The sequence below is a fragment of the Rhizobium oryziradicis genome (assembly GCF_001939045.1).
GTDB lineage: Bacteria > Pseudomonadota > Alphaproteobacteria > Rhizobiales > Rhizobiaceae > Allorhizobium > Allorhizobium oryziradicis.
In genome coordinates this window covers 119395-144334 of sequence record NZ_MKIM01000027.1, presented here as the reverse complement: position 1 = coordinate 144334, position 24940 = coordinate 119395, and the positions used below count along the sequence as shown (strand labels likewise).

Genomic DNA, 24940 nt, shown 5'->3' with positions numbered 1-24940 from the left:
GTTGTGTTTACTACGCGATAGGGAAAACAGCCATGTCCGTGAGATTTCAGATAAAGCCCGTTGATCTTACGATGAGCGCTCCGGAACACTCTGATGCTCAATCAAGTCGGCAACACGTAGAAGAGCTGAAGAAAGCTCTCGGCACTGTTGCGGCGTCAGGGCCAGTTGATTGTGAGAGAGTGTCATCGTTTTCAATTCAGCATCACTTGGTGCAAATTCCAGCCTTAGAAAGCAAAACATATCTGCCACAGGCTGTATCCGATACCCAACAAGCGGAGCAACTTTGACGTTGCCATCGCTATCCAGTTCTAAGTCAGCAATCATAGTTTCGTTCTCCAGTGTTGAAGTTGGTTGGAGGATGATTGCCCCGTGCCGTTTGGAGCAGCACGGGGCATCCACAGTCTCAAAAAGATATGGCGAGATCAACAAATGAGAGAGGCGTCATAATCTAATCGCTATGCATGTGCCGGTCCCTTCCGGTTTCCGCAGCCCGCCCGCTGCGGTTTCCCGAACGGATACCCCGAACCCCAGCCCATCAAACCGCACCCACACCGTGGGCCGCGATTGCCGATCTGTGTCCGCTCGAAACCACCCAACCAAAGGACAAAACATGTTGCATAAAACCAAAACCCCAAACCCCACTGATAGGCTGGTTGGCGCACGCATTCGCCTTGGCCGTAACCTGCTTCGCATGAGCCAAGAGAAGCTTGGCGAGGGTCTGGGCATCACATTCCAGCAGGTGCAGAAATACGAGAAAGGCACAAACCGCGTTGGTGCCAGCCGCCTTAACGATATTGCCAACATCCCCAACCGACCCGTGTCGTGGTTTTTTGAAGACGTGCCAGCCTCACCAGAGAGCGCACCAGACGAAATAACGGCATTCTTGCAAAGCCGCGAAGGCATCAAGCTCATCCGCAGCTATACCCAACTCAAAAAACCCGCCTATCGCAATGCCGTGCTGCGCACCATCGACACCCTCGCGAAGGACGAAAGGGGCGAAGCATGAAGCCGCGCAAGACAATAACCCGCCCGAAAGACGACGAGCTGCGCACCATGGCTGCCGCCAAGCTATCAACTGATGACATTGCCGCCCGCTGTGGCGCGGGCGTGCACACGGTACGCAAATGGATGAATGAGGCAGGCTGCCAAAGCGACCTAAAAGGCTGGTGGAACCTGCCCACCACAGAGCCAGCGCAGCCAGCGCCAGAACCAACATCCAAGGCGGCGCTTGCCGAGCAGTTCCCGTTCATCCAGACCCGGAAGATTGTCACAGCCACGGGCCAAGTCATCACCATGCCGCACCTTTCAATTTTGGCGACATTTGACAACACCGGCATAAGGAGCGCGGCGTGATGGCAGATGATCTATCAAGAGCTTTCCTTGACGTACTCGATGAGCGCGTCCGCCAAGTGAATGTAAAGGGACACACCCCGGAGCGTGATGACCATTATCCACGCGGTGAATTGGCTCTGGCTGAGGCGGCTTACGCGGGCCGGGCAGCAGGTGTCGCCATGTCCAGCACAACGGTGTGCAGCTATGCGCTGTACCTCTACCCGTGGGCGATGAGCGGCTTTCATCAAAAGAATTACCGCTCTGACATGGTGCGGGCAGCAGCCCTTATCATCGCTGACATTGAGGCATTTGATCGTGCCGAGGCCAGAAAGGCAGGTGTGTGATGAGCGAGAGTGAAAGCCAAGAGCAAGAGGATATGTTTGATCCACAAGCCAATGCCAAAAAAATGGCAAATACAATCATGACCGTTATTGAGGGCCATGATTCAGATGACGTGATCAACGCGCTTTCAAGCATCCTAGGCTTGATCGTCTTTCACGCCACACCTCACGAACGAGCAGCACGCGAAGTGGCTATTAATGTCAGCGCGCAAATCAATTTTATTGCCCAAGATTTGCATGTGCGTGGCGTTCCAAAGGCAGGTGCGTGATGGCTGAACATACCGGCGAAGAAGAGCAGATGAATTGCCCGATTTGTGATGACCAGTTTCAGATTGGCGATCTTTGCGCATTGGATATTGAGCTTGGAATGTGTCATGCGGCCTGCCTCAAAGGGTCGCCTGTTGTCGATCTGGATACAGGCGAAGAGATTGGCGGAGACATGAGCACATTCCGGTATGGAAAGGATGTGTGATGGCTGAAATTTATCATGACGGCCCGCTCAAAGGCCAAGCAAGCATTACCATTCTAGTCAACGCAAACGCCGTCAAGTGGCTGGAGCATGCCTCGAAAGAGACGGGCTATTCTCTGGACCGCCTCGCAGAAATCAGCGTCGAAGAGGCCGCCCTCCAATACGCAAAAACTGCAAAGCTCATGGAAGCAGGTGAGTGATGACGACAGCAATCAAAACCTACACCACCCTCGCCGCCGCCAATGCTGCCCGCCAAAGCGAGTGGCCAGGTGTTGAGAACATAACACTCGCATTTCGCGGCCTTGAGCTTGCAGGCGAGGCAGGCGAGGCCTGCAACAACATGAAAAAACTGGAACGCGCACGCCTTGGCATTGCGGGTAGCACGGCAACGCTGGAGCAGCTCGGCGACGAACTGGCTGATACCGTCATCACCGCCTATCTTTGCGCATTGACGGCTGGCATTGATATGGATGCGACAATCATCCGCAAATTTAACCAGACCAGCGAGGAGAATGGGCTGGCTACGAGGTTGGCGGCATTACCTATCGAAGCTAAGAGCCAGCGATTGCGGCCAATTCTAGCAAAATATGACTGGTATTGGCCAAGCGACGATCACGACAGCGAAATTTCTTCGTCATCAGTCAGCGAACTTGCACAAAACATCGAACTCGAAGCAGGGCAAGTGCTGGAATATGATCATGGCGGCGTGTTTGAAAGACGATACTACGCATTTTTGCCACCGGCCAGCGACGCAGGCGGCGACGGTAATTTCGAGGTTGACGAGGCCACGGAAGAAGCCGCCGCCGCGACAATTGCCGCCGAACTGGAGCGCCGCAAAGGATTGGAGGACAAGCCATGACGCTGCCAAACGTCTACAGCCCGGAGCAAGTGGCCACCCACCTCAAGTGGTCACCCCGCAAGTTGCGCGAATTTGCCCGTAAAATTGGTGCTTGCAGCATACTTGGCAATCGCATGACATTGACCGATAAAGATATAAACACAATCATGGAGGCAAGTCGCCCGTGTCACTCACGCTATACCTCAGAGGCGGATACTACCACTACCGAGGCACAATCGAGGGTGAGCGCTTCCGTGGCACAACCGGAACAGCGGACAAAAACGAAGCGAAGCGCTTCATCATCGAAAAGCAGTCTGAAATTCTCAGGCAAGAAACCGACCGCAAAGAGCGTGGGTTTGGTCGACTAAAATTCAATCGGGCGGCAGAGCTTTATCTTCAAGCAGGGAAAACCGCCCGGTTTGTTCAAGAGATGGTAGACTTCTGGGAAGATGCGCCGGTCAATAAGATCACATCCGGCAAGGTGCAGCAGGCAGCCATAACGCTGTACCCGAAGGCAGCGGGCGCAACGCGCAATCGTAACGTCATTGTGCCAACGCAAGCAATCATCAACCACGCCGCCACGCTGGATATGTGCCACCCTATCAAAGTCAAACGCTTTAAAACCGAGACAAAAATTAAAGAGCCAGCGACATGGGAGTGGGTCAAGCAGTTCATGGCCCACGCCAACCCACACCTTGGCGCGGCATGCTGTTTTATGTTCCTGACCGGCGCGCGCGTGACCGAGGCGACGAATCTGACATGGGCGGATATTGACCTGCTCAACCTCAAGGCTTTGATCAGGCAAACCAAGGTCGGCAAAGAGCGCCAAGCGCATTTGCCGCCAGAACTGGTTGCGGCCCTGATGAAAATCGAAAGCAACCGCAATCCAGCGGAAAAAGTCTTCAAATATTCTTCGCGCCACACAATGAAGCCGCAATGGAACAAGGTGTTCAAGCGCACTGATATTCCCTACCTCACATATCATTCATGCCGCCACGGCTTTGCCACAACGCTGCTACATCGAGGCGTTGACCCGATCACCGTTGCCAAGCTTGGCGGATGGGCAGATGCACAGCTGGTGTTCCGCACATATGGCCACGCCATGCGCGACGAGACGATAACAAACCTGCTCACAGCTGACACAAAAACTGACACAGCGAACGTGCACAAACTCAAAATAGTGAGTTAAATCAATATCAAAACTGTAGGAGATTGTGGGCTAAAACGTCCCTCGTTGGGGAGAGGTGTCCCGCCACTGTTGATATTGAAACTCCCATTCATCGTCAAGACGGAAAACAACTCGTCACAAAAAATTCAACCGCCCGGTTGGGCACTTGCCCGCACGCTTATCCACTGCTGCGCGGCTTGCGCCCCAGAATTTCCGAAATCCCTTTGCGGGAAAACGGCTGGGTCAATTGCGACACAAAACCGGTGGCGATGGTACCACTGATACCGATATCGGTAGAAGATGGCCGGTTGGGATTGTAAAATGTGCCGAACATCAGATCAAAAATCACGATATTCTCGCCGTAGTTGGTGTTGCCCTCGCGCAAATCCTTGGAATGATGCCAGCGATGCAGCCGCGGTGTGCTGAACACATAATCCAGCACGCCGGTGCGCACCGCCACATTGCAATGGGTCAAAATGCCAATGAACGCGGTGACCGCACCAACCCACAGAAATACCGCCACCGGCGCGCCAAGCAGGTAAAGAGGAGCCTGACTGAGAGCGATCTTGAACAGCGAATCCATGAAATGAAACCGCCCGGTGTTGACCACCCACAGCCGTGTCACGCTGTGGTGCAGGGCGTGAAAGCGCCAGAAAAACAACCGCTCGTGGGCGATGCGATGCGCCCAATAGAGGCCGAACTCTGCTACCACGACAGCCAGAACCACCTGCAACACCATCGGCCAGCTATTTGGCCAGATACCAAATTCAAGGCCTGCCAGAGGGCGCAAAATTTGCGCGGCCAGCATGGGAAACACCGCAGACAGGCCAGAGAGAACCTCCACAAGACCCTTTGTCAGCAGCGTGTGGGCCAGATCGTTGATCGTTTCCCCATCATTGTCGAGCCATGCTGGCTCGTAGGGCAAAATCCGCTCAAACAGCGCCAACAAACCGCAGGCCGCGAAATAAACGACAATGAACGCCAAAATAGGATGGGGACTTGCGAACGCGAAATAAGAGCCGACCAGGCCAAAGACAAACACGCCCGGCCAAGCCAGAAAAGCAACGAGACCCTTCATAAAACCAACACCATGATTGCAATGACAAGACAATTTTCGAAACCAGACGCCATCAGGAAATACGCCTGCGGCACAGGCTTCTTTTCAAGTGCGCAAACCTACCTGAATTCAACAACGTATCAATTCACCATTAATTGCGAAGCACAACAACCGGCGTAATCGAACAGCGGCTATGCAGACCCCGTCACATCTTTTGCGCGAAGGAGCGCGAACAATCATCCTGAATGATTGATCTGAGTCAACAATCCTATCGAGCATTCACCTAAGTTGACACCATAATCGGGATCAAAGGTGACCCATGACTCTACAAGCAACTTACACCAGCGAAAAGAAAAGCGCTGAAAGCCGTTTTATTCTTCCCTTCATGCAAATTTTTTACGAAACCTTTGCTCAACCCCTTGCTTTTACCGCGTTTCGTGTTGCCGTTGGTGTTATGCTGATGGTTGAAGGTTATCCCAAGTTTCTAGCTCCCATGAGTCAGGTCGGTTTTGTGGAAAACCTCGGCTTTCACCCCGGCTGGCTATTTTCACCCATGTTGGCTGTCATGCAGTTTATCGGTGGCTTCATGATCGCGGTTGGCGTTCTGACCCGGCCCATGGCGCTGGCCAATGGCATTATGCTGCTGGTGACCTTGTGGTTTCACTATACACACCCCTACGGTCAGGCGTTGCTGACCCCTGAGGGCATCGCCGCCCTGAAGGCAAATGGTGCGGTGTTGTTTACGCCTGATGGCCTGAAGCGTCTGGCCGATGGCGGCCATGTCTTTCTCGAACAGGTTCAGGGCAAAGCCGAGTTGGCATCGATTTTCTGGGCAGGCGCTGCTCTGTTTTACGCAGCCTTTGGCGGCGGTGCCTTGTCGGTGGATCGCGCCCTCATCAAGCGCGAGTTTTAATCAAGACACCCTCAACAAAAAAACCGGCATGTCACCCATGCCGGGGTTTTTATCAAGCATCAAAGCCTTAAAATTACTTATAAACCAGAGGCTGCGGCGGTGGCTCGTAGGCCACTGGCTGCGGGCAACCGCCGAATTGGTAGCGCGCGCCGACATGCAGATCGTGGCTGTAAAAACCCTTGTCACGGCCCGGCCCGCCATTGGCCTTATAACCAAACATATCGCCCGAAGACGTCTGGCGGAAACGATAGCCGACATCGGCTTTCCAGTCGCAGGTGATATCAATCGAGGCACCGGCCATCAACTGATAGGCAAAACGCCAGCTGCCACGACCATCGTGGGTTTCGGTGGCATCGCAACCCGCACCATTGTCAGCACAGGAGGTGTTTTTAAGATCGTTCCACTTGACGTAAGAACCACCAATACCCGCGCCGACATAAGGCGTCACGGACGCATAGGTGCCAAGATCCACATAGGCATTGGCCATCAAGGTATAGGCCTGCATCGAGGTCAGATCTGCGGATGTGCAGGCGAGTGTGCCATTGCCAACGCCGCAGGTTCCCTGGGTGGAGCCATGGAAATCGGACTTGCCCAAATAGTCAAAGGTCAGATCGGTGCGCAGGCGGCTGTTGATCTGATAACCAACCCCGGCCCCCAGCGAATAACTGTTTTTCAGATCATGGCGGTCGAAATCCACCAAAGAGGCGTTTGACCCCTGAAAATAATTGGCACCGCGCAACTTGTTGAAAGAATAGCCAATATCGCCACGCAAGTAAAAGCCGGACACGTCGGCAACCCGCACTTCAGGCGCATATTGTGGCACGGGCTCAGGTTGGTAGAGGTCGGCTGCGGTCGCAGGGCCTGCGACCAAACCAGCCAAGACCAGCCATCGAAAACTGTTTCTCATCATCAGGGCTCCAAAACACCAGCATCGAGCGCGCAGGCTCTTTTCTTGCCAGAACAATGAAGCCGAATGGTTAATTCGTCATTAATCTTGAATATTAACCAGAGAATTTAAAATTATGTTAGCCATAATTTCCCAAAAAAAGTCCTCGCCGCGTGCACGTCTCACGCATCAACAAGGGCATCTTGCAATACCGCGTCTTTCAGCCCGGCAAACAGCTTGAGCGAATGCAGACGAGCATCAATATCATGAATTGGCGTGGAAATGATCAATTCATCCGCGCCGGTATCTTTCAAGAAGCGTGCGACCTTTGCCTGTGCGGTGGCGGGTGAGCCAACAACAGCGTGTTGTAAAGTATGCTCGACGCCAAAGCGTTCCATTTCGCTCCAAAGACCATCCATCGTCTCGACTGGCTTTGGAAACGCGCCGCGCACGTTGCGTCGCAGGTTGATAAACTGCTGTTGTGCAGAGGTGAAAAGGTGCTGCGCTTCTTGATCGGTGTCTGCCAAGGCGGCCATGACGCCCACGATCATATAGGGCTCCGCCAATGTTTCAGAGGGCTGGAACCGATCCCGATAAATCGAAATCGCCTCAAACAGCTGATCGGGTGCAAAATGCGACGCAAATGCGTAAGGCAGGCCCAAAGCCGCCGCCAGATGGGCGCTATAAAGACTGGAGCCCAGCAACCAGACAGACACATCGCTATTGGCACCGGGCACGGCAATCAAGCCCTGCCCTTCGCGCACCGGGCCAAGCAGCAATTGCAACTCCTGCACATCGCGCGGAAAATTCTCGGCCCCCGCATCCAGATTGCGCCGCAGCGCTTGCGCGGTGCGCATATCGGTGCCCGGCGCACGCCCAAGACCAAGATCGACCCGACCCGGAAACAGCGCCGCCAGCGTGCCAAATTGCTCGGCAATCACCATCGGCGAATGGTTGGGCAGCATGACACCGCCAGATCCGATACGAATGGTTTTGGTGGCAGCGCCCACATGGCCAATCACCACAGCGGTTGCCGCACTGGCAATGCCGGGCATGCCGTGATGCTCTGCCAGCCAGAAACGCCGATAGCCAAGCGCTTCTGCTGTCACAGCCATGCGGCGCGATGCTTCCAATGCGTCCGACACACTTTGGCCCTCACCAATCGGAGAAAGATCCAGAACTGAAAAAGGGATGGACGCCATGGCCATTGCTCCATTTATAAATAGCATTGCACCTTAGGTAAGTGCTGCAATCGCGATTACCAGCGGTCATGCCAGAAGAATTCACACAGCAATGTTTTTGTTTTGTTCACATTTTTCTGGCAATTCTGGTGCAAATCAGACTATTTTAACCCCGCATTGGATGGGTCCGAAACGCGGTTCTCCTGTTTCGGTCCGATGCAACAGGATTTTCGATGACAGCTGCAATTCGTATTATTGGTATAGATCCAGGACTGAGACGCACCGGCTGGGGCATTATTGAAACGCTGGGCAATTCCCTGCGCTTCATTGCCTCTGGCACGGTCACGTCGGATGGCGACATGGATCTGGCCTCGCGGCTGTGCCAGTTGCACGATGGCCTGGCCGAGGTGGTGCACACCCATCAGCCCCATGAAGCTGCTGTTGAACAAACCTTTGTCAACAAAGACGCAGTCGCCACCCTGAAACTGGGTCAGGCGCGCGGCATTGCCATGCTGGTGCCCGCCCGCGCGGGCCTCTTGGTGGCAGAATATGCGCCGAATGCGGTGAAAAAATCGGTCATCGGTGTGGGCCATGGCGAAAAACAGCAAATTCACATGATGGTGAAAATTTTAATGCCCAAGGCCGAGTTCAAAGGCAATGACGCCGCAGACGCGCTTGCCATTGCCATCTGCCATGCCCATAACCGAAGCGCAGACCGCATGCGCAAAGCCATGGCAGGATAATCCATGCCACTGTTCCTCTTCACCCCTCCAGACGGATGTGCTCCATGATTGGCAAGCTCAAAGGCACTATTGACGAAATTGGCGATGATTATGTGCTGATTGACGTGCATGGCGTGTGTTATGTGGTGTTTTGCGCGGCTCGCACATTGGCGCGGCTTGGCTCGCCCGGCGAAGCGATTGTGCTGTTTATTGAAACCTATGTGCGCGAAGATCAGCTCAAGCTGTTTGGCTTCATGACCGCTCTTGAACGTGAATGGTTCAATCTTTTGCAAAGTGTGCAAGGCGTTGGGGCAAAAGTGGCGCTTGGGGTGCTCTCTACCCTCACCCCGTCCGAGCTTGCCAATGCGATTGCCCTGCAAGACAAGCCGTCCATTTCGCGCGCCCCCGGCGTGGGGCCAAAAGTGGCGGTGCGTATTGTCACTGAGCTGAAAAACAAGGCCCCCGCCTTTACCGGCGATGCAGCCAGTAATATCGGCCTGAAACAGGAAATTGGCGAGGGGGTTGCCTCTGCGCCGGTGTCGGATGCCGTCTCTGCGCTCACCAATCTGGGCTACTCGCGCGATCAGGCCGCCAATGCTGTGGCCGCCGCTCTTAAAAATGGCGGGGAAGATGCTGATAGCGCCAAGCTGATCCGCCTTGGCCTGAAGGAATTGTCGCGTTGATCACCTGCGCCTGATGGCTTGTGTCGCGTCTTCACAACCGTTTTGTTATCGCCATAATCCTGATATTGTTACCTATGATGACCAGAATCGTATGCGCCAGCACAAACTGGCCCACGATCCAGCCGGAAGAATAAGCCCTTGGAACGCCCTGCATGACCGAAGAAGCCCGCCTGATTTCGCCGGACAAACGGGGTGAAGATTTCGACGCCACCATGCGTCCGCAGACGCTGGATGATTTTACCGGGCAGGCCGAGGCCCGCGCGAACTTAAAAATCTTCATTGAAGCGGCCAAAAACCGGGGCGAAGCGCTCGACCACGTGCTGTTCGTTGGCCCGCCGGGTCTGGGCAAGACCACGCTTGCGCAAATCATGGCCAAGGAGCTGGGCGTCAACTTTCGCTCCACCTCCGGCCCGGTGATTGCCAAGGCGGGCGATCTGGCCGCTCTTTTGACCAATCTCGAAGAGCGCGATGTGCTGTTTATCGATGAGATTCATCGGCTCAATCCGGCTGTGGAAGAAATTCTCTATCCGGCCATGGAGGATTTTCAGCTCGATCTGATTATTGGTGAAGGCCCATCGGCAAGGTCCGTGAAGATCGACCTCTCCAAATTCACCCTTGTGGCCGCCACCACCCGCATTGGCTTGCTGACCACGCCGCTGCGCGATCGCTTTGGTATTCCGGTGCGGCTGTCCTTCTATACCGTTGATGAGCTGGAATTGATCGTGCGGCGTGGCGCACGCTTGATGGGCCTTGGCATGACCGATGATGGCGCGCGCGAAATAGCCCGCCGCGCCCGTGGCACACCGCGCATTGCCGGGCGGCTTTTGCGCCGGGTGCGCGATTTTACCGAAGTGGCCCGCGCCCCTGCCGTGACCCGCGAAATTGCCGATGAGGCTTTGACCCGTCTGCTGGTCGATAATATGGGGCTTGATCAGCTTGATACCCGCTATCTCAATATGATTGCGGTGAATTTTGGTGGCGGACCGGTGGGCATCGACACCATCGCCGCTGGCCTGTCTGAACCGCGCGACGCGATTGAGGACATTATCGAGCCCTATATGATCCAACAGGGGTTTATTCAGCGCACGCCACGCGGCCGTATTCTGACCCCAACCGCGTGGAAACATCTGGGTTTACAGCCGCCAAAAGATATGGAAGCTGCGCAATTTCGCCTCACCCTCGAGGATGACTGAGTGATCACACGCCGAACATTTTTCAAACTGCTGGCAGGCACTGCAGCTGGTATTCTGACCCTCGGCGGCTATGCCGGTGCAGTGGAGCCATTGCTGCGGCTTGAAGCAACGCCGTATAGGCTGACCCCGCCCCATTGGCCCAAGGGACAAAAACTGCGGATCGTGGCGCTGGCCGATTTTCACGCCTGCGAGCCATGGATGCCCGCCGATCGTATTGCCAGCATTTGCGATTATGCCAACACGCTGGGCGGCGACGTGATTGTGCTGCTGGGTGATTATATGTCGGGCATGAAGCTGGTGACAGGCGTGGTGCCGCCAGCTGAGTGGGCCAAGGCCATCTCTCGCCTCAAAGCCCCCTATGGCGTCCACGCCATTTGCGGCAACCACGATTGGTGGCAAGACAAACAAGCGCAGGAATTAAGGCTGAAAGAAACGGTCGCGCATCGCGCCCTTCGGGCTGAAGGCATCACCGTGCATTCCAACACAGCCGTGAAGCTTGGCACAGACGCGCACCCCTTCTGGATTGCCGGGCTGGAAGACCAATGGGCCTATCTCACCGGCCGCTATACCCAGCGCGGGCTGGATGATTTGCCCGGCACCATGGCGCAAATTACCGATGACGCTCCGGTGATTCTGCTGGCGCATGAGCCGGATATTTTTCCAAAAGTGCCGGAGCGGGTGTCGCTGACACTCTCGGGTCACACCCATGGTGGTCAGGTCAATCTGTTTGGTTGGACGCCGGTGGTGCCCTCGCGCTTTGGCTCGCGCTATGTCTATGGCCACAAAGTGGAAGATGGCCGCAACCTGATTGTCTCTGGCGGCCTTGGCTGCTCCATTGCGCCGGTGCGCTTTGGCTCACCACCCGAAATTCTGGTGATCGACCTTGGCTAAAATCATCGATAACCGCATTCGCATCAAGCAAAAGACCCGCACATTTCAAATGCGGGTGGCGGGCCTTGCCTTTCGCAACGGCCATGTGCTGGTGCATCGCGCAGTCCACGAAAAATTCTGGACCTTTCCCGGTGGCCGGGCGGAGGTTGGCGAGGCCTCAGCCGAGACGCTGAAGCGTGAAATGATGGAAGAGCTGGGGCTGGACGCAAAGGTGGATCGGCTGCTGTGGAGTGTCGAGACGTTCTTTCATTATGAAGGTCGCGACTGGCATGAATTCGGCCTTTATTATCTGATGCATCTGCCCGACACATTGGCGTTTCATCAAAGCGATATCATCCACCGCATTCAGGATGGCAAGAACGCGCTGGAGTTCAAATGGGCACGCGCCACATCGGATGCCTTGAAGAAGCTTGACATTCCGCCCTATTTTATCGCTGACGAGATTGATAACCTGCCGCAAACCGCACGCCATCTGGTGTGGGATGATGGAAATCTGGACGACAAATGACCGATCAGCGCCACATGATCCGGCTGGATAAAAAGCCGCAATTGTTCACGTTTCGCGTGGCAGGGTTGATCTTTCACAACGATCATCTGCTGGTGCAAAGGGGTGCGCGCGATTCCTACTGGGCCTTGCCGGGTGGCCGTGCCGAAATTGGTGAGAGCAGCGAACAGACAATCATCCGCGAAATGCAGGAGGAAATTGACCGTACGGTCAAGATTGAGCGTCTGCTTTTCACGACCGAACTTTTCTTCTCTTTCGACGATTACCGCGCCCACGAGCTGGGATTTTACTATCTTTTGAACATAGATATTCCCCTACCCTTTCACACAGACGAGATTGTCCATCGGGTGATTGATGGGCCAACAGAAGTGCTGTTTCGCTGGATGCCCGCAACGGCTGCCGCCTTTGAGGCGTTTGATATTCGGCCAGCCTTTCTGGGCAGCTATATGGGACACCTGCCAGAGCGTGTTGAACATCTGATTGTTGATGAAGGAAAGCCTCGATCATGACCATTGATCCCTGCCGTACATTTCGTAAGCTTGCCCGCAACAATGCCTTAGCCAATACTAGATTATTGGGGGCCTGCGCTCGACTTCAACCGGGTGAATTTGAAGCGCCACGCACCAGCTTTTTTCCCTCCATCAAGGCGACACTCAACCACATTCTGATCGTTGATTGGTTCTACGTGGACGCGCTGGAAGGCGGCACGCTTGGTTTGTCAGCCTTTGATAAAGAGGAGCCTTTTGCAACAATTGGAACCCTGCACAAGGCGCAATCCGCTGTCGATCAGCGTCTTGTCAGCGTGTGTGACACCCTAACTGCCGACCGACTTGCCAGTGATGTAACAGTCCATCGTGGCACACAACTTCAAATCGAACGGTGTGATGATCTTCTGATGCACCTACTCCATCATCAAACCCACCATCGTGGTCAAGTTCACGCCATGCTCGCTGGAACCAGTGTGAAGCCACCCCAACTTGATGAATTCATCACCGCCAATTTCCGTGACCGCGTCGATGTCATGCAAGCGTTGGGCTGGAGCGAAGCCTACCTCCGCCATTAAAGAGGCCAATCATGACAGAAACATTTTCCCTGAGCGGCCACCTGATTGACGGTGGTCACAGCCTGACCCAGCGAGTCTATTACGAAGATACCGATTTTTCCGGGCTGGTTTATCACGCCCGTTACTTGCATTTTCTGGAGCGCGGCCGCACCGATTATCTGCGCTGCCTTGGCTGTTCGCAGAGTGATCTGATTGACGCCGATGAAGAAGGCCTGGTGTTTGTGGTGCATCGCATGGAGCTGGATTTCAAAAGCCCGGCCCGCATGGACGATATTTTGACCGTTGAAACCATCACCGAAAAGGCCGGTGGTGCCAAAATGGTGCTGCGCCAAACCATTACCTGCAAAGAGCGCCGATTGATTGAGGCCAAGGTGGTGGTTGCGGTCATCAACAAGCACGGGCGTCCGCGTCGTTTGCCCGACACAATCGCCGATAAATTCTTAGGCTCTGCCTCGCTTTAGAGCCACGCGCGCAGCTTGACGTATCATCGGCTGCCACGATTGCACGCGCGGCCGATAGAATTTGATGCAGAAGCCTCCATGATAACCAAACATTAAGGATAATGATGTCTTAATGGCGCTGCGGTGATTTGTGCGCCGCACGCCTTCCTTTGACCAAAATTCCGGTTGAAAAGGCAGTTTGGGTGCTTTGGGGAAAGATTGCCAGGGTCCGCGCACATTTTGCAACAGAGTTTTGCGGCATGAAACTTGGGCTGACATCAGCTTGAGACAAAATTATGCGGTGATTTGATGCATGAGCTCGTTTTGTCACCAATGATGGTGAAGAAACGAGAGTTTGCGCGGCCAAGTCATCTTGTCCGGGCGGTTGGATTTCAGGAACGGTAACAATGGAACAAGCAGGATTAGCAGCCGCGACGCATGATGTCAGCCTTTGGGCCTTGTTTATGCAGGCTGGCTTTATTGTGAAACTGGTTATGCTCGGGCTTTTGGGTGCATCTGTCTGGACATGGGCCATTGTCATCGACAAATACATCAGCTTTGCCAAGGCACGCCGGCAGTTCAGCCAGTTTGAGCAGGTCTTCTGGTCTGGTCAATCCCTGGAAGAGCTCTATCGCAGCCTGGCCGAGCGCAACAACTCTGGCCTTGCCGCCATTTTTGTGGCCGCCATGCGCGAATGGAAAAAAAGCTTTGAGCGCGGCGCGCGCTCACCCATCGGTTTGCAAATGCGTATCGACCGGGCCATGGACGTGACCATGGCACGCGAGGCAGAATCCTTTGAAGCCCGCCTCGGTTCACTTGCAACCATCGGCTCTGCCGGTCCGTTTATCGGCCTGTTCGGTACCGTTGTCGGTATCATGACATCCTTCCAGGCCATTGCCGGTTCCAAGTCCACCAACCTTGCGGTTGTGGCCCCCGGTATTGCTGAAGCGCTTCTGGCAACGGCCATTGGCCTTGTTGCCGCTATTCCAGCGGTTATTGCCTATAATAAGTTTTCTGGTGAGGCGGGCAAGCTCTCGTCCCGCATGGAAGGCTTTGCCGATGAGTTCTCCGGCATTCTGTCGCGCCAGATTGATGAAAAATTGCAGCCCCGTCAGGCTGCAGAATAACAGCCTGGCGAAGGGGATAATCTCATGGGTATGTCTGCAGGTGGTGGCGGTGGCGGAGGCGGTGGTCGTCGTGGATCAAGACGTCGGGGTGGTGGCAAGCGCGGTCTGGTGAGCGAGATCAACGTCACACCTCTGGTTGACGTTATGCTGGTGCTGCTGATCATCTTCATGGTGGCAGCCCCCATGATGACAGTTGGCGTGCCAATTGATCTGCCGGAAACCAAGGCAAGCGCCATGAATTCCGACACGCAGCCGATCACCATTTCTGTGAATTCCAAGGGCGAAGTCTTCTTGCAGGAGGCCCCCATTGCGGTGGATGAAGTGGTTGCCAAGCTGCAAGCCATTGCCACCACCGGCTACAACGAACGCATCTATGTGCGCGGCGATACAGCCGCCGCTTATGGCACTGTGATGAAGGTCATGGCGCTGATTTCCACAGCTGGCTACAAGAATATCGGCCTTGTGACCTTGCAAGAACAAGACAAGTGATCTTTCGCGATGAAAGGCAGTATCGTCACATCCGCGATTTTACACGCAACGGCGCTGGCAATGGCGCTGCTGACACTCAGCGCGCCTGCCCCCATGCAGGTGGCCGACGTCGAAGCCCTGCCGGTTGATATTGTGCCGATTTCCGAGCTGACCCAAATTCAGCAGGGCGATAAAAAAGCGCCAAAACGCGAGAAATCCGCGCCGACACCCACCAAAAAGCCGAATGTTGTCGAAAATGCCGAAAACATGGGCGACAATGACGTCGACATGAAGACGCCGCCGACGCCCAACAAACGGCCGACAAAGGAAGAGGTGGCTGCGGCCCCTGAAAAGGTCGATCAGGTCAAGCCGACACCGGACAATGAAAACAACGACGTCAAGGAGATTGCCAAGGAAGAGACCGCCGTTGCGCCTTCCAAGGATAGTGTTCCTGTTCCCAAAGACGTTCCTATTCCATTGGCAGAACCAAAGCCTGCACCAAAGCCCGATGTGAAGCCGGAAGCCAAGGCTGAAGCAAAGCCAGAGCAAAAGCCGCAGGAAGTGGCGAAGGCGGAAGACATTCCGCTGCCATCCAGCGTGCCATTGCCCACCCTGAAGCCAAAACCAGAGCCGCCCAAGCCGGACGAGACCAAGGCCGCTGAAGCCAAGCCCGAAGCCAAACCAAAAACCGAAGCTGCCAAAGCGCCGGATGTGAAAAAGGCTGACAAGAACCAGCAGGCTGCGAAAGCGAAAGCCTCGAAGGAAAGTGATTTCAATGCCGACGAAATCGCAGCCCTTTTGAACAAGACCGATGCTGCCGGTGGCGGAGCCAAGCGCTCCAAGGATCAGGCTGCTCTTGGTGGCAAGAAAACCACAGGCGGCTCCACGTTGAGCCAAAGTGAAATGGATGCGTTACGCGGCCAGATCCAGAACAACTGGTCGGTGATTGCAGGCATGTCCGATACGCAAGGCATGGTGATTCGCGCCCATTTCAAACTGGATGAGTCCGGCAATATTATTGGTGAACCCGAGGTCACTGCCACCGGCGGCTCACCATCGTCGCAACAAGTTATGATTGGTAGCGCACGCCGTGCTATCTTGAAATCCGCCCCGTTCAAGAACCTGCCCGCCGATAAATACGATGCCTGGTCTGAGGTTGTCGTGAATTTCGACCCGAGCCAATTCATGTAAGAGCTGAAAGGCTTTCCTCTATGAAAACATTCCCACGCTTACGTATTCTGCCAATCCTTCGTATTTTGAGTGTGCTGGCCGGCATGGTCTGCGCCTTCTCGACACCGGCCATGGCGCTTGTTGAGATCAACATCAACAAGGGCAATGTGGCACCCATGCCCATTGCCATTCCGGACTTCGTCTCCAAGAATGGCGTCGGTGCCCAGATTTCTGCCGTTGTCGAGGCCGATCTCAAGCGCTCTGGCCTGTTTGCTCCTGTCAATCACGCCGCCTTCATTGATAAGAACATCAATCCTGATCAGCAACCCAATATGCAGAACTGGACGGTGTTGAATGCGCAGGCTCTGGTGGTTGGTCGTATTAATCAGGAGCCAGATGGCCGTTTGCGCGCCGAATTCCGTCTCTGGGATACCTATGCCGGCAAGCAGATGAGCGGTCAGCAGTTTTACACCCAGCCCGAAAACTGGCGGCGTGTGGCCCATATCATTGCTGATGCGATCTATGAACGCATCACCGGTGAAAAGGGCTATTTCGATACCCGCATCGTCTTTGTATCTGAAAGCGGCACAAAGCTCGCCCGCAAGCAGCAACTGGCCATCATGGATCAGGATGGTGCCAATGTGCGCATGTTGACCAACAATGCCAATATCGTTTTGACACCACGTTTCTCGCCAAACCGGCAGGAAATCACCTACATGTCGTTTGAGGGCAACCAGCCTCGCGTTTACATGCTGCAACTGGAAACAGGCCAGCGTGAAGTGGTGGGCAATTTCCCCGGCATGACCTTTGCGCCACGCTTTTCGCCAGATGGTCAACGGGTAATCATGAGCCTTCAGGAAGGCGGCAATGCCAATATCTACACCATGGACCTGCGCTCGCGCACGACCACGCGCCTGACCAGCACGGCGGCCATTGACACCTCGCCCTCCTACTCGCCAGACGGCAAGCGGATCGTGTTTGAAAGCGACCGTGGTGGCCGCCAGCAGCTCTATGTGATGAACTCTGATGGCTCCGGCCAGACCCGCATTTCGTTTGGTGAAGGCTCCTATTCGACACCGGTGTGGTCACCACGCGGCGATCTGATTGCCTTTACCAAGCAGGCAGGCGGCAAATTCTCGATTGGTGTGATGAAAACCGACGGTTCAGGCGAGCGCCTGCTGACCACAGGCTTCCATAACGAAGGCCCAACCTGGGCACCAAATGGCCGCGTTATCATGTATTTCGCCGATTCTGCCGGTTCCGGTGGTCCACAACTGCACTCGATCGATCTGTCCGGCTACAACGAACAGATTATCAAAACACCTGGCTACGCCTCTGACCCAGCCTGGTCTCCGCTTCTGGAATAGTTGAACGACCAGCCGCCGGGTTTCGACCCGGCGGTTGCACATCACACGCTTGCAACATCATTTATAAAAAATTAACCATAAGGATTGTCAAAAGAGTAACCATTATTGGTTAGCGTTCGGCAACCTTAATTCATCACGCAAGGAGATCGGCGATGAGCCGCACTTTGAACCCGGCAGTAAGCCGCATGCAGAAGCTCGCCAGCAACCCCGCAATTGTCGCCCTCGCCCTGACATTGGCGTTGGCTGGTTGCGCATCCAAGAAGAACCTGCCCAACAGCGCCTCTGAGCTTGGCCTGAACGGTGCTGGTGGCGCATCGACACCCGGCTCGACCCAGGACTTCACTGTGAACGTCGGCGACCGCATTTTCTTCGACACGGACAGCTCGTCAATCCGCGCCGATGCCCAGCAGACCCTGGCCCGTCAGGCTCAGTGGTTGCAGCGTTATTCGCAGTACCCAATCACGGTTGAAGGCCACTCGGATGAGCGCGGCACGCGCGAATACAACCTTGCACTGGGTGCACGTCGTGCATCTGCCACCAAGGCCTTCCTGGTCTCCAAGGGCATTCCTGCAAGCCGTATCAAGACCATCTCCTACGGCAAAGAGCGTCCCGTTGCTGCTTGCGATGACGCATCGTGCTGGAACCAGAACCGTCGTGCTGTGACCGTTCTCGGCGGCATGTAAGTCTTCTCAGCACGATAAACCGTGCCATGAAAAGGGCGGCCTTCGGGTCGCCCTTTTATTTTCTCCACATTTTAGCCGAACTTCCGTTGCCTTTTGCATGTCAACAGAAAGCTTCACTTGCAAAATGGCAGTGTTTTCACGCAAGAGTGCTTTGCAAAATGAAATCTCCTGCATAATTCCTTAAACCCGCATGGATTTAAGACAAAAATCATGCAGCAGATTTGAAGGGTTACAGCGTCTTTTTCGAATTTTGAAAAATGCAGGGCGCTGTAGCAATTTTGAAATGGGGGTGTCGTGCCGCATATGCGTCATGGTGCCAAGGGCAACGCAACAGGGGAATTCAAAAGATGAAGAGACTTGTCGTGGCTGGGATGGTTGGTTTAGCAGCCCTGCTCGGCCCCCAAGCAAACGAAAGTGCCATGGCCTTTTCGCTCTTCGGTCATAAAGCACCACAGTATACGCCGACAAATTCATTGCCGGTGCAACAGGTACAGCAGGCCTCCAGCGATAATACGGTCCAGATTCAGCAATTGGAAGATGAAATCCGCCAGCTCAATGGCCGGATTGAAGACATGAGCTATCAGCTGTTGCAGATGCAGGAAACCATCCGCAAGGCGCAGCAGGATAACGAATTCCGATTCCAGGAGCTGGAAAAAAAAAGAAGTGACGCAAGCACCCCGGGCCAATCCAGCCCGGCGGTCGCCTCGCGGCAACCTGCGCCAAATGATAATGTCGGCGCAATCATTGATGGATCCACAACTCCTCCTCCGGCTGCATCGCGCCAGGCCAGCAATGATGCCCCCGGCCCGACAACGCTGGGTGCCATTGACCTCGATAGCAATGGCAATCCCATTGGCGCAACCTTGAATGGCACAACCGGTGACAATGGCGCAGGCCGCGCGGGTGCCGCAGGTGCGCCTCCAACTGCCAATGACACCGCCTCTGTGGGCAGCGAAAAAGACCTCTATCAGGTTGGCTATAGCCATGTGCTTTCGGGCGATTACAAATCTGCAGAGGTTGAATTCAAGGATTTTATCACCCGCTATCCCAAAAGTGCGCGGGCCGCTGACGCAAGCTTCTGGCTGGGCGAAGCCCAATATTCGCAAGAGCGTTACAAGGACGCTGCCGAAACCTTTTTGAAAGCCTATCAAGGCTATGGCAAATCCTCCAAAGGCCCCGAAATTCTTTTGAAACTCGGTATGTCGCTTGCCGCTCTGGGCAATAAAGACACCGCTTGCGCCACCTTGCGCGAGGTCAACAAGCGCTACCCCGATGCCTCCAAGGCAGTACAAAGCAAATCTGCCAGCGAGCAAAAGCGCCTCGCCTGCGGATGAACTCCGTCGATCTCGCGCTCTCTGATGACGCGCTAAACGCCGCACTTGTGCGTTTTTTAAACAGGATTACCGTTCCCTTCCGCCTGCTGGTTGCCGTATCCGGCGGCAGTGATTCCAAGGGTCTGCTGATCGCGCTGCACCAACTGCTGCATCACCATCCTCATATCACGTTGGCGGCGGCCACCATTGACCATGGATTGCGTACGGAATCGGCGGCAGAAGCGCAAGACGTTGCCACGCTCTGCGCGCAATTGGGCATTGCCCATGCGATCCGCCACTGGAACGGGCCAAAACCCACCACAGGCATTTCTGCCGCGGCCCGCGAGGCGCGCTACAGCCTACTGGCCGATGCAGCAAGAGCCCTTGGGGCCAATGCCATCGTGACCGGCCACACCGCCGATGACCAGCTTGAAACCATTGCCATGCGCAAACAGCGCAGCGCCACAGAAGACGCCCCCGGCCTGTCGGGCATGGCAGACCGCGTACTCTATCGCAACCAGATCTGGATCTATCGCCCGCTGCTGTCTTGTCGGCGTCAAATGATTCGCGATTTTCTCAGCCATCAGGGCCTTTCCTGGATGGACGATCCCTCCAACACCAACAGCCATTATGAGCGCGCACGAGTGCGTGCAACGTTAGCCAAAGCCAACGACATTAATCTCCCGAGGCCGGAGCGCCGCGAAGAGATTTCGCAGCAGGCAGCAAGGCTGATTGAAGCGCATGTGCACAAGCCCGTGGCGGGGGTGATCGCAATCGATCAGGCGGCATGGCAAGCGCCTTCCTCCGTGCTGCGTCATGCGCTTCAGGCCTTGGTGGCAACGGTGGGCGGCCAAAGCCATGGCCCGGCGGCGCAAGCGCTCACCCAAGTCATGACGCTATTTCAGCGCCCAGGCGGCGCGCGCATCACGCTGGGCCGCTGCCTTGCCCATCGCCACCGGCACGGTCTTTTGTTGGTGCGCGAGGCAAGAGGCTTGCAGGCAATCATCCTTGCGCCAAATGAAACCGCTGTTTGGGATGGCCGTTGGCAAATCCGCAATTCTTTTGAGACAGAATTGCGCGTCACCGAAAGCACTCTCACGCAGATGCCGGATGACAAAGCGCTGCCTGCATCCATTGTCGCACTCGGGCAGCAATCTCAGCCGCAATTTCACCTGAGCGGCGAAACATTGCCAACACTCATGCGCGCTGACACGGACTACCAATCCATCATTTCGCAATATTTTAGTTTCTTGCCGGGCTTTGACTGGCCTCTTGCTTGCACGCTCGTCGAGCTTTTCGAGGCAAAACCATTTTTTCCTGCGGATTTTTAGATCTTATTGACGGAAAACGAGAGATGCTTCGTGCTTGTCCTTGGCAAGGCGCTTTCAGAAACCTATGTTATAGTCTGACAATAAGGCGTCTCGTTGCGCCAGGCATTTTCTCTGGGGAGTTCGATGAACCCAAATTTTAGAAATCTCGCGCTGTGGGCGATCATAGCACTGTTGCTGGTCGCACTTTTCAGCATGTTCCAGACGTCACCGTCGCAAACAAGTTCACGCGAGGTCCCCTATTCGCAGTTTTTGAGCAAGGTTGACTCTGGCAGCGTGCGTGACGTGACCATTACCGGCAATCGCATTGTTGGCAGCTATGTTGACAATGCGGCCTCCTTCCAGACCTACGCGCCTGTGATTGATGACAATCTGCTGAACAAGTTGCAGACCAAGAATGTGACCATTCTGGCCCGTCCTGAATCGGATGGCTCGTCAGGTTTCCTCAGCTACATCGGCACACTTTTGCCCATGCTGCTCATTCTCGGTGTCTGGCTGTTTTTCATGCGCCAGATGCAGGGCGGCTCGCGCGGAGCCATGGGCTTTGGCAAGTCCAAAGCCAAATTGCTGACCGAAGCGCATGGCCGTGTGACCTTTGATGATGTGGCTGGCGTGGATGAAGCCAAGCAGGATCTGGAAGAAATTGTCGAATTCCTGCGCGATCCGCAGAAATTCCAGCGTCTGGGCGGCAAAATTCCGCGCGGCGTGCTGCTGGTTGGCCCTCCCGGCACGGGTAAGACCCTTTTGGCCCGCTCTGTTGCTGGCGAAGCCAATGTGCCGTTCTTCACCATTTCCGGTTCGGACTTTGTGGAAATGTTTGTCGGCGTTGGCGCAAGCCGCGTGCGCGACATGTTTGAACAGGCCAAGAAAAACGCGCCGTGCATCATCTTCATCGACGAAATCGATGCGGTTGGTCGCCACCGTGGCGCTGGTCTTGGCGGCGGTAACGACGAGCGCGAACAGACCCTCAACCAGTTGCTGGTGGAGATGGATGGCTTTGAGGCCAATGAAGGTATTATCCTGATTGCCGCCACCAACCGTCCCGACGTGCTTGACCCTGCGCTTCTGCGTCCAGGCCGTTTTGACCGTCAGGTCGTGGTGCCGAACCCCGATATCATTGGTCGTGAGCGTATCTTGAAGGTGCATGCCCGCAACGTGCCTTTGGCTCCGAATGTCGATCTCAAGGTTCTGGCCCGTGGTACACCCGGCTTCTCCGGTGCGGATCTGATGAACCTCGTCAACGAAGCCGCTTTGATGGCAGCCCGCCGCAACAAGCGGGTGGTGACCATGGCCGAGTTTGAAGATGCCAAGGACAAGATCATGATGGGTGCCGAGCGTCGCTCGTCTGCCATGACCGAAGCCGAAAAGAAGCTGACAGCTTACCATGAAGCTGGCCATGCGATTACCGCGCTGAACGTGCCCGTTGCCGATCCCTTGCACAAGGCCACCATCATTCCGCGTGGTCGCGCGCTGGGCATGGTCATGCAGTTGCCGGAAGGCGACCGCTATTCCATGAGCTATAAGTGGATGGTATCCCGTCTGGTGATCATGATGGGCGGCCGTATTGCTGAGGAAATCACCTTCGGCAAGGAAAACATCACCTCTGGCGCGTCCTCGGATATCGAGCAGGCCACCAAGCTTGCCCGCGCCATGGTCACTCAATGGGGCTTCTCTGACGTGCTTGGTCAGGTTGCCTATGGTGAAAACCAGCAGGAAGTGTTCCTTGGCCACTCGGTATCGCAGTCCAAGAACGTATCCGAGGCAACCGCCCAGAAGATCGACACCGAAGTTCGTCGCCTGATCGAAGAAGCCTATGCGGAAGCACGTCGCATTCTGACCGAGAAGCATGACGAGTTTGTTATTCTGGCCGAAGGCCTGCTGGAATATGAAACCCTGTCTGGCGAGGAAATCAAAGCCTTGATCAAGGGCGTCAAGCCAACCCGCGACAGCGGTGAGGATGGCCCTGCCCGCGGTAGCGCCGTGCCTTCCACGGGCAAAAAAGACACGCCCAAGGGTGGCGAGGAACCTGATACCGATCTGGAACCACAGCCCCATTAAGGCCAATCTCTTCGACAATAAACAAGCCGCCCCTTACCGGGCGGCTTTTGTTTTGCCTGCCATCAGACAAACGGCCTCTACCCATCCGAAAGACAAGGTTTGGTAACGCCATATATTCAATGTTGACGGTAATTTAAGTGAACAAATCCATAATCTGTGGCATGACACCGCCAAGACTTGAAACAGGTGTGCAAATCTTGCCGCCGCACGTGTCCAAGCTTGCATGTGCCACGTTATAAGAGCGCATCCGGCAAGGACTGAGATAACAGACGCTGATCGATGCACCATGGCATCTGATCGCCACACAAAAACGCAGGAGACAGTATGACACGACGTTATTTCGGCACCGATGGTATTCGCGGCCAATCCAACGTGTTTCCGATGACGCCCGACATTGCCATGAAGGTTGGTATTGCCGTGGGCACCATTTTTCGTCGTGGCCAGCATCGCCATCGCGTGGTGATCGGTAAAGACACGCGTCTTTCGGGCTATATGCTGGAAAATGCGCTGGTGGCTGGCTTTACCGCGGCGGGCCTTGATGTCTTCCTGCTCGGCCCGATCCCCACACCTGCTGTTGCCATGCTGACACGTTCCCTTCGCGCCGACATTGGTGTGATGATTTCGGCCTCCCACAATCCTTTCGCGGATAATGGCATCAAACTGTTTGGTCCCGATGGCTATAAATTGTCGGACGAACTGGAGCAGCAAATTGAAGTGCTGCTGGATCAGGAAGCCCCTCTTCCCTTGGCCAAGGCCCAGGAGATTGGCCGCGCCAAGCGTGTCGATGGTGATATTTATCGCTACATCGAATTCGTCAAGCGCACCCTGCCCCGCGATGTGACGCTGAATGGCCTACGCATTGCCATCGATTGCGCCAATGGTGCAGCCTATAAGGTCGCCCCAACCGCGCTTTGGGAATTGGGGGCCGAGGTGATCACCATTGGCAACGAGCCCAATGGCATCAACATCAACCTCGAATGTGGCTCCACCCACCCCGCCGCCTTGCAAAAGAAGGTGCATGAAGTGCGCGCCGATATTGGTATTGCACTGGATGGCGACGCAGACCGGGTGATTATCGTCGATGAAACCGGCACGGTGATTGATGGCGACCAATTGATGGCGGTCATCGGCGAGAGCTGGGCCAACGACCAGACTTTGCGCGGCGGTGGCATTGTCGCAACCGTGATGTCCAATCTCGGTTTGGAACGCTTCATGGCCAACAAGGGCCTGACCCTGGCGCGTACCAAAGTGGGTGACCGCTATGTGGTGGAGCATATGCGCCAGCATGGTTTCAACATCGGTGGCGAGCAATCCGGCCATATCGTCATGTCTGATTTTGGCACCACAGGCGATGGCCTTGTGGCCGCGCTGCAAATTCTGGCCGCCGTGAAGCGCACTGGCAAGACCGTCAGCGAGATCTGCAACCGTTTTGAACCCGTGCCGCAGCTGTTGCGCAATGTGCGCATTTCTGGCGGCAAGCCGTTGGAAGACAGCTATGTGCGCCAGGCGATTGCCGATGCCGAGAGCGAGCTTGCCAAAAACGGCCGCCTTGTTATCCGCCCCTCCGGCACCGAGCCGCTCATCCGTGTCATGGCGGAAGGTGATGACCGCAGCCAGATCGAGCGCATCGTCAATGATCTGATTGGCGTGATTGCCAACACCCGTGAGGTTGCGGCCTGATTTTTTGAGAACGCAAACAAAAGCCCGGCGGTGAGAAATCACCGCCGGGCTTTTTTCATGTTAC

Annotated in this window: 30 protein-coding genes; 26 read left to right on the top strand and 4 right to left on the bottom strand. The window is 55.3% G+C overall.

Features of this window, described 5'->3' with window-relative positions; translation table 11 throughout:
* Positions 1 to 66: 66 nt before the first annotated feature.
* The gene (locus BJF95_RS11690; protein WP_075639641.1) at positions 67 to 324 is read right to left on the bottom strand and encodes a hypothetical protein; all 258 of its coding nucleotides are present in this window, start codon (positions 322 to 324) and stop codon (positions 67 to 69) included.
* Between the two features lie 286 nt (positions 325 to 610).
* On the opposite strand from BJF95_RS11690, the gene BJF95_RS11685 reads away from it, so the two are divergent.
* The 8 genes from BJF95_RS11685 (at position 611) to BJF95_RS11650 (ending at position 4169) form a co-directional block, all read left to right on the top strand.
* Entirely contained in the window at positions 611 to 1006 is a 396-nt protein-coding gene (locus tag BJF95_RS11685) for a helix-turn-helix domain-containing protein (RefSeq protein ID WP_075639640.1), read from the top strand.
* Positions 1003 to 1353, top strand: a complete 351-nt coding sequence (locus BJF95_RS11680) for a hypothetical protein (protein ID WP_075639639.1) — start codon at positions 1003 to 1005, stop codon at positions 1351 to 1353. The genes BJF95_RS11685 and BJF95_RS11680 overlap by 4 nt, the downstream gene beginning before the upstream one ends.
* The gene (locus BJF95_RS11675; RefSeq protein ID WP_075639638.1) at positions 1353 to 1676 is read left to right on the top strand and encodes a hypothetical protein; all 324 of its coding nucleotides are present in this window, start codon (positions 1353 to 1355) and stop codon (positions 1674 to 1676) included. The genes BJF95_RS11680 and BJF95_RS11675 overlap by 1 nt, the downstream gene beginning before the upstream one ends.
* Positions 1676 to 1942 (top strand): hypothetical protein, encoded by a 267-nt coding sequence (locus BJF95_RS11670; RefSeq protein WP_075639637.1) that lies wholly within the window; start codon positions 1676 to 1678, stop codon positions 1940 to 1942. The genes BJF95_RS11675 and BJF95_RS11670 overlap by 1 nt, the downstream gene beginning before the upstream one ends.
* Positions 1942 to 2145 carry a hypothetical protein gene (locus BJF95_RS11665; RefSeq protein WP_075639636.1) on the top strand — a complete coding sequence of 68 codons (204 nt, stop codon included), beginning with the start codon at positions 1942 to 1944 and terminating at the stop codon, positions 2143 to 2145. The genes BJF95_RS11670 and BJF95_RS11665 overlap by 1 nt, the downstream gene beginning before the upstream one ends.
* Positions 2145 to 2342, top strand: a complete 198-nt coding sequence (locus tag BJF95_RS11660) for a hypothetical protein (protein ID WP_075639635.1) — start codon at positions 2145 to 2147, stop codon at positions 2340 to 2342. Before BJF95_RS11665 ends, BJF95_RS11660 begins: the two co-directional genes overlap by 1 nt.
* Complete coding sequence (locus BJF95_RS11655) at positions 2342 to 3001, top strand: MazG-like family protein (RefSeq protein ID WP_075639634.1); 660 nt, start codon at positions 2342 to 2344, stop codon at positions 2999 to 3001. The genes BJF95_RS11660 and BJF95_RS11655 overlap by 1 nt, the downstream gene beginning before the upstream one ends.
* Before the next feature lie 163 nt (positions 3002 to 3164).
* On the top strand, positions 3165 to 4169 hold the full coding sequence (locus BJF95_RS11650; protein WP_075639633.1) for a tyrosine-type recombinase/integrase: 1005 nt from the start codon (positions 3165 to 3167) through the stop codon (positions 4167 to 4169).
* Positions 4170 to 4326: 157 nt separating this feature from the next.
* On the opposite strand, the gene olsE is transcribed toward BJF95_RS11650, so the two are convergent.
* Positions 4327 to 5226, bottom strand: a complete 900-nt coding sequence (gene olsE, locus BJF95_RS11645) for an ornithine lipid hydroxylase OlsE (RefSeq protein ID WP_075639632.1) — start codon at positions 5224 to 5226, stop codon at positions 4327 to 4329.
* Positions 5227 to 5524: 298 nt separating this feature from the next.
* On the opposite strand from olsE, the gene BJF95_RS11640 reads away from it, so the two are divergent.
* Positions 5525 to 6118 (top strand): DoxX family protein, encoded by a 594-nt coding sequence (locus BJF95_RS11640; protein WP_075639631.1) that lies wholly within the window; start codon positions 5525 to 5527, stop codon positions 6116 to 6118.
* 73 nt (positions 6119 to 6191) lie between these two features.
* Here BJF95_RS11640 and BJF95_RS11635 read toward each other — a convergent pair whose 3' ends face one another.
* Positions 6192 to 7025 (bottom strand): outer membrane protein, encoded by an 834-nt coding sequence (locus tag BJF95_RS11635; RefSeq protein ID WP_075640295.1) that lies wholly within the window; start codon positions 7023 to 7025, stop codon positions 6192 to 6194.
* Positions 7026 to 7186: 161 nt separating this feature from the next.
* Complete coding sequence (locus BJF95_RS11630) at positions 7187 to 8206, bottom strand: LLM class flavin-dependent oxidoreductase (RefSeq protein ID WP_075640294.1); 1020 nt, start codon at positions 8204 to 8206, stop codon at positions 7187 to 7189.
* 212 nt (positions 8207 to 8418) lie between these two features.
* On the opposite strand from BJF95_RS11630, the gene ruvC reads away from it, so the two are divergent.
* The 17 genes from ruvC (at position 8419) to glmM (ending at position 24876) form a co-directional block, all read left to right on the top strand.
* On the top strand, positions 8419 to 8928 hold the full coding sequence (gene ruvC / locus BJF95_RS11625; protein WP_075639630.1) for a crossover junction endodeoxyribonuclease RuvC: 510 nt from the start codon (positions 8419 to 8421) through the stop codon (positions 8926 to 8928).
* A gap of 44 nt (positions 8929 to 8972) precedes the next feature.
* Positions 8973 to 9590, top strand: coding sequence for a Holliday junction branch migration protein RuvA (ruvA, locus tag BJF95_RS11620; RefSeq protein ID WP_075640293.1), 618 nt, complete (start codon positions 8973 to 8975; stop codon positions 9588 to 9590).
* 152 nt (positions 9591 to 9742) lie between these two features.
* A complete protein-coding gene (ruvB, locus tag BJF95_RS11615; RefSeq protein ID WP_075639629.1) occupies positions 9743 to 10783 on the top strand; it encodes a Holliday junction branch migration DNA helicase RuvB in 1041 nt (346 codons plus the stop codon).
* A complete protein-coding gene (locus BJF95_RS11610) occupies positions 10784 to 11674 on the top strand; it encodes a metallophosphoesterase (protein ID WP_075639628.1) in 891 nt (296 codons plus the stop codon).
* A 49-nt stretch (positions 11675 to 11723) separates the two neighbouring features.
* Complete coding sequence (locus BJF95_RS11605; RefSeq protein WP_083638830.1) at positions 11724 to 12182, top strand: NUDIX hydrolase; 459 nt, start codon at positions 11724 to 11726, stop codon at positions 12180 to 12182.
* Positions 12179 to 12688 carry an NUDIX hydrolase gene (locus tag BJF95_RS11600; protein ID WP_075639626.1) on the top strand — a complete coding sequence of 170 codons (510 nt, stop codon included), beginning with the start codon at positions 12179 to 12181 and terminating at the stop codon, positions 12686 to 12688. The genes BJF95_RS11605 and BJF95_RS11600 overlap by 4 nt, the downstream gene beginning before the upstream one ends.
* Complete coding sequence (locus BJF95_RS11595) at positions 12682 to 13242, top strand: DinB family protein (protein ID WP_075639625.1); 561 nt, start codon at positions 12682 to 12684, stop codon at positions 13240 to 13242. The genes BJF95_RS11600 and BJF95_RS11595 overlap by 7 nt, the downstream gene beginning before the upstream one ends.
* A gap of 11 nt (positions 13243 to 13253) precedes the next feature.
* Complete coding sequence (gene ybgC / locus BJF95_RS11590; RefSeq protein WP_075639624.1) at positions 13254 to 13703, top strand: tol-pal system-associated acyl-CoA thioesterase; 450 nt, start codon at positions 13254 to 13256, stop codon at positions 13701 to 13703.
* 386 nt (positions 13704 to 14089) lie between these two features.
* Positions 14090 to 14809 (top strand): protein TolQ, encoded by a 720-nt coding sequence (gene tolQ / locus BJF95_RS11585; RefSeq protein ID WP_075639623.1) that lies wholly within the window; start codon positions 14090 to 14092, stop codon positions 14807 to 14809.
* Between the two features lie 24 nt (positions 14810 to 14833).
* Entirely contained in the window at positions 14834 to 15298 is a 465-nt protein-coding gene (gene tolR, locus BJF95_RS11580) for a protein TolR (RefSeq protein ID WP_075639622.1), read from the top strand.
* Between the two features lie 9 nt (positions 15299 to 15307).
* Complete coding sequence (gene tolA, locus BJF95_RS11575; RefSeq protein ID WP_075639621.1) at positions 15308 to 16468, top strand: cell envelope integrity protein TolA; 1161 nt, start codon at positions 15308 to 15310, stop codon at positions 16466 to 16468.
* A 20-nt stretch (positions 16469 to 16488) separates the two neighbouring features.
* Complete coding sequence (tolB, locus tag BJF95_RS11570; protein WP_075639620.1) at positions 16489 to 17814, top strand: Tol-Pal system beta propeller repeat protein TolB; 1326 nt, start codon at positions 16489 to 16491, stop codon at positions 17812 to 17814.
* A 152-nt stretch (positions 17815 to 17966) separates the two neighbouring features.
* Entirely contained in the window at positions 17967 to 18497 is a 531-nt protein-coding gene (pal, locus tag BJF95_RS11565; RefSeq protein ID WP_075639619.1) for a peptidoglycan-associated lipoprotein Pal, read from the top strand.
* 347 nt (positions 18498 to 18844) lie between these two features.
* Entirely contained in the window at positions 18845 to 19831 is a 987-nt protein-coding gene (ybgF, locus tag BJF95_RS11560) for a tol-pal system protein YbgF (protein ID WP_075639618.1), read from the top strand.
* Positions 19828 to 21141: a tRNA lysidine(34) synthetase TilS gene (tilS, locus tag BJF95_RS11555; RefSeq protein ID WP_075639617.1), complete on the top strand. Its 1314-nt coding sequence runs from the start codon at positions 19828 to 19830 to the stop codon at positions 21139 to 21141. Before ybgF ends, tilS begins: the two co-directional genes overlap by 4 nt.
* A gap of 123 nt (positions 21142 to 21264) precedes the next feature.
* Positions 21265 to 23196 carry an ATP-dependent zinc metalloprotease FtsH gene (gene ftsH / locus BJF95_RS11550; RefSeq protein ID WP_075639616.1) on the top strand — a complete coding sequence of 644 codons (1932 nt, stop codon included), beginning with the start codon at positions 21265 to 21267 and terminating at the stop codon, positions 23194 to 23196.
* Between the two features lie 324 nt (positions 23197 to 23520).
* Entirely contained in the window at positions 23521 to 24876 is a 1356-nt protein-coding gene (glmM, locus tag BJF95_RS11545) for a phosphoglucosamine mutase (protein ID WP_075639615.1), read from the top strand.
* Positions 24877 to 24940 lie beyond the last annotated feature (64 nt).